Source organism: Endozoicomonas sp., from assembly GCF_051008435.1.
Lineage (GTDB): Bacteria > Pseudomonadota > Gammaproteobacteria > Pseudomonadales > Endozoicomonadaceae > Endozoicomonas_A.
In genome coordinates this window covers 1-3,169 of record NZ_JBPCXO010000249.1, presented here as the reverse complement: position 1 = coordinate 3,169, position 3,169 = coordinate 1, and the positions used below count along the sequence as shown (strand labels likewise).

3 protein-coding genes are annotated in these 3,169 nt (G+C 45.0%); all 3 read left to right on the top strand.

All coding sequences use genetic code 11. The features are described 5' to 3' along the window. Positions 1–99: 99 nt before the first annotated feature. On the top strand, positions 100–477 hold the full coding sequence (locus tag ACR2PX_RS12810) for a hypothetical protein (protein ID WP_433999749.1): 378 nt from the start codon (positions 100–102) through the stop codon (positions 475–477). Between the two features lie 206 nt (positions 478–683). Next, positions 684–1,661, top strand: coding sequence for a transposase (locus tag ACR2PX_RS12805; RefSeq protein ID WP_433999748.1), 978 nt, complete (start codon positions 684–686; stop codon positions 1,659–1,661). Between the two features lie 182 nt (positions 1,662–1,843). After that, positions 1,844–3,079 carry a hypothetical protein gene (locus ACR2PX_RS12800; RefSeq protein WP_433999747.1) on the top strand — a complete coding sequence of 412 codons (1,236 nt, stop codon included), beginning with the start codon at positions 1,844–1,846 and terminating at the stop codon, positions 3,077–3,079. The last annotated feature ends 90 nt before the right edge of the window (positions 3,080–3,169 follow it).

Below are 3,169 nucleotides of genomic sequence, written 5' to 3'. Positions count from 1 at the left end.
CGAAGCCTTCAATGGTGTCATCAAGCGGATAATATACAAGGCATGTGGTTACAATGATCTTGATTATCTCTATCTAAAAATCAGGCAGGAGGCCCAAAAATGATCAGCCAACCTGTAAAAGGGCCATTATTAGATCCCATTACACAAAAAACCACTCTTAGGAAAGTGCATTATTTTAGAAAGTACATTGTATATCTAACAATGGATGATGAGTATAGAATTACAACAACAGTTCATTTTATAAAACAATGCAAACCTGGATCAAAAATAAAAACAAACGAACGATACTCAGATGGAGAGAGAAAAATATTAACTTGCGCAAATGGTAACTACTTCTCGTTTTCAACTTTATGGCCAACCGGTTACAAAAGCTTTGACTTATATGAAAACTTAGGAGGTTTCTCCTATAGCTTTAAAACAGACTACATGTCTTTTTCAGCTTTAGAACAAGAAATATCACTTCTAAATGCGAAATAAACGGCAGTTAACAAAAAAATCCAGGTGACTGATCTTCCCCTGATAGAAATAGGACACCCACAAATTTGCTCTGTGGCCAGGTCTTGAGCCGGATTACAGGTAGAAGATCACTTCAGATCAGAATAAATAGGACACCCACAAATTTGACAGCTCCCTAACCTGATCTATCTTCTCTGCTACCTCTTTGCTTATCAGCGGATGCATCCATGACCCGTGCTCGCAGCAACCTGATTGATCCAGGAACGACGCCTTACTATCACTGCATGGCTCGCTGCGTTCGCCGGGCTTATCTTTGTGGGTATGATGCATTCTCTGGCAAGGATTACGAGCACCGTCGTCAATGGGTGGTTGATCGCTTAAGGGAGCTGGTTACTATTTTCTCCATTGAAGTCTGTGCTTATGCGGTGATGTCCAATCACTATCATGTGGTGCTTCATATTAATTCTCAACCTGCTCGAGACTGGGATCTTGATGACATTCTTAACCGCTGGACGCAGCTGTTTACCGGTCCTCTGCTTGTTCAGAGATATCTGGCAGGACAGACTTTAAGTTCTTCTGAATTAAGCAGAGTGAAAGAGTTTGCAGAGGAATATAGGCAACGGCTTCAGGACATCAGCTGGTTTATGCGCTGTTTGAATGAGCACCTGGCCAGAGAGGCCAACAAGGAGGATGGCTGTCGTGGTCGGTTCTGGGAAGGGCGATTCAAGAGTCAGGCTTTGCTGGATGAGGCAGCCCTGCTTACCTGCATGGCGTATGTTGATCTGAATCCCATTCGAGCGAAGATGGCAAAAACGCCAGAACATTCTGAACATACTTCAATCAAAGAACGAATCGACCAGACCCGAAATACTGCCACCAAAAAGCAGCCCTGTTTACTCAAACCCTTTCGCTCCCAAGGTCAGAACCCAGATACCGCCCTGCCCTATTTTATGACCGATTACCTGCAACTGGTGGATTGGAGTGGTCGCGCAGTCAGAGAAGATAAACGAGGTTTCATTCCATCTGATACCCCGCCTATTCTTGAGCGACTCATGATTGATCCGGATGAATGGTTAAAAACCATGCGCTGGAACCAACGCTTTTATCGCGCTGCTGGCAGACTTAAGGCTATGAAAGCTTATGCGCAACAAACAGGACAACTCTGGATACAGGGTATGGGTTCGTCCGGTCGAATTTATACTTGAAAGGACAAATAGAGGTCAAAAAGGACACCTTCAAATTTTATTACTCACGCAATTTACTTGATCCTAAAATAGCTCTTTAAAGCGGCCTGTGATGCTGATGCGATAAAGCATAAAAATAGCTCCTGACTCTCAAAATGTGATCTAGCCTTTATCTTCATCTCTTTGCTTAGAGTTGTTGTATTGTGAAAAAGCACTATTTGAGATCCACATCGTTTTTCCTGACTTTCTCTTTAATAGGGATGCTGTCAGGCCAGTCGTTGGCCGTTGATTCTCCTGATCTCATTCAGACTATGAACCCATTGAGTCCTGTTGAAGACCTGAGGCCGAGATTAAAACCTCTCCCGGCACCGGATCGTAATGGTTCTTCACTCCCTGAAGCCAAAGACCCGATGGTTAAAACCCCGGTCAATCAGGATAAGGCAACAGAACAATCTACTTCTAAAGCGAGCGGTGCAAAGGACCAGAAGGCAGAAGCCACGCATGCTGCCAAAACTGACATTACCGGATGCGGCCACTTTACAGAACATCTGGCACAGCAGTCCTCTCTCGAAGAATATCGCAAAGGGACTGCAAAGTTACTCACTATTGAACCTTACTACCTGACCTTTAATGCGATCAGACCTTCTCAAGGTCGTCTATCCGCCATAAGCCTGAGAGAAGCACTTCAGAATATAGAAAATCTTATTGAGGGAGCCTCTCGAGCACGCTTTATCCATGCGGTATTTCCAGGAAGAGATCCCGATTCTGTCACGGAGGCTGAGGTTAACGCCGTTCTGGGCGTTTATGACGAGTTAATTCAATACTTCCATTCTGGGTTTGGTCCCTATCATGGTATGGCCTCTGCCGAATTGATTGCAAACCCCTCCATCATGTCATTTGCTCGTCAGGGTCAACTCAGTGAGCAGGTTTATGAACATAATCTGGATTACTTCAGGACAACTGACCCGATCGCTTCGTCAATTAAAGGTGAAGATATCAGAGTCGTTGATTCCGCTCTGTACTATTTTGTTGCGCGTCTCAGGTCGGTTATTGCGGGTGGAGATGGTCAGAGTCAGCAAGAGGCGATGGGATTCAGGCGAAATCGATATTATCCAACAAGCCATAATACCGTGCTGACAGAAGATGATATGAGTACAGTGCTGCGCAACGCGCATCGATGGACAATTAACTTGCTAACAGCAGATCAGAGGACAACCTTTAAATTGGCGGTTGCTGCTGGCTACAAACAGGCGCCTTTTGCTCTTGCTGCAGAGTCTGAGCAACAACCCGGTTTATATCTTGAGTTCGCTATTGCAGCGGCCATCAACGATTTGTCGAAAGTGACTGGCAGCGAACGAAGTTTTTATCGCAGACTGGCCAGGCTAGCAGTTAAATTTAACCTGCTTAGGGAAGTGGCACAAGAAAGCTTACCGCAGTAAAGTGCCACTTTTCCCCTCTTGACGACTGTAGCTGCCATGACCACCATTACTATTCCTCCAGAGTGCAAATATCTAATCAAACTTGCTGCC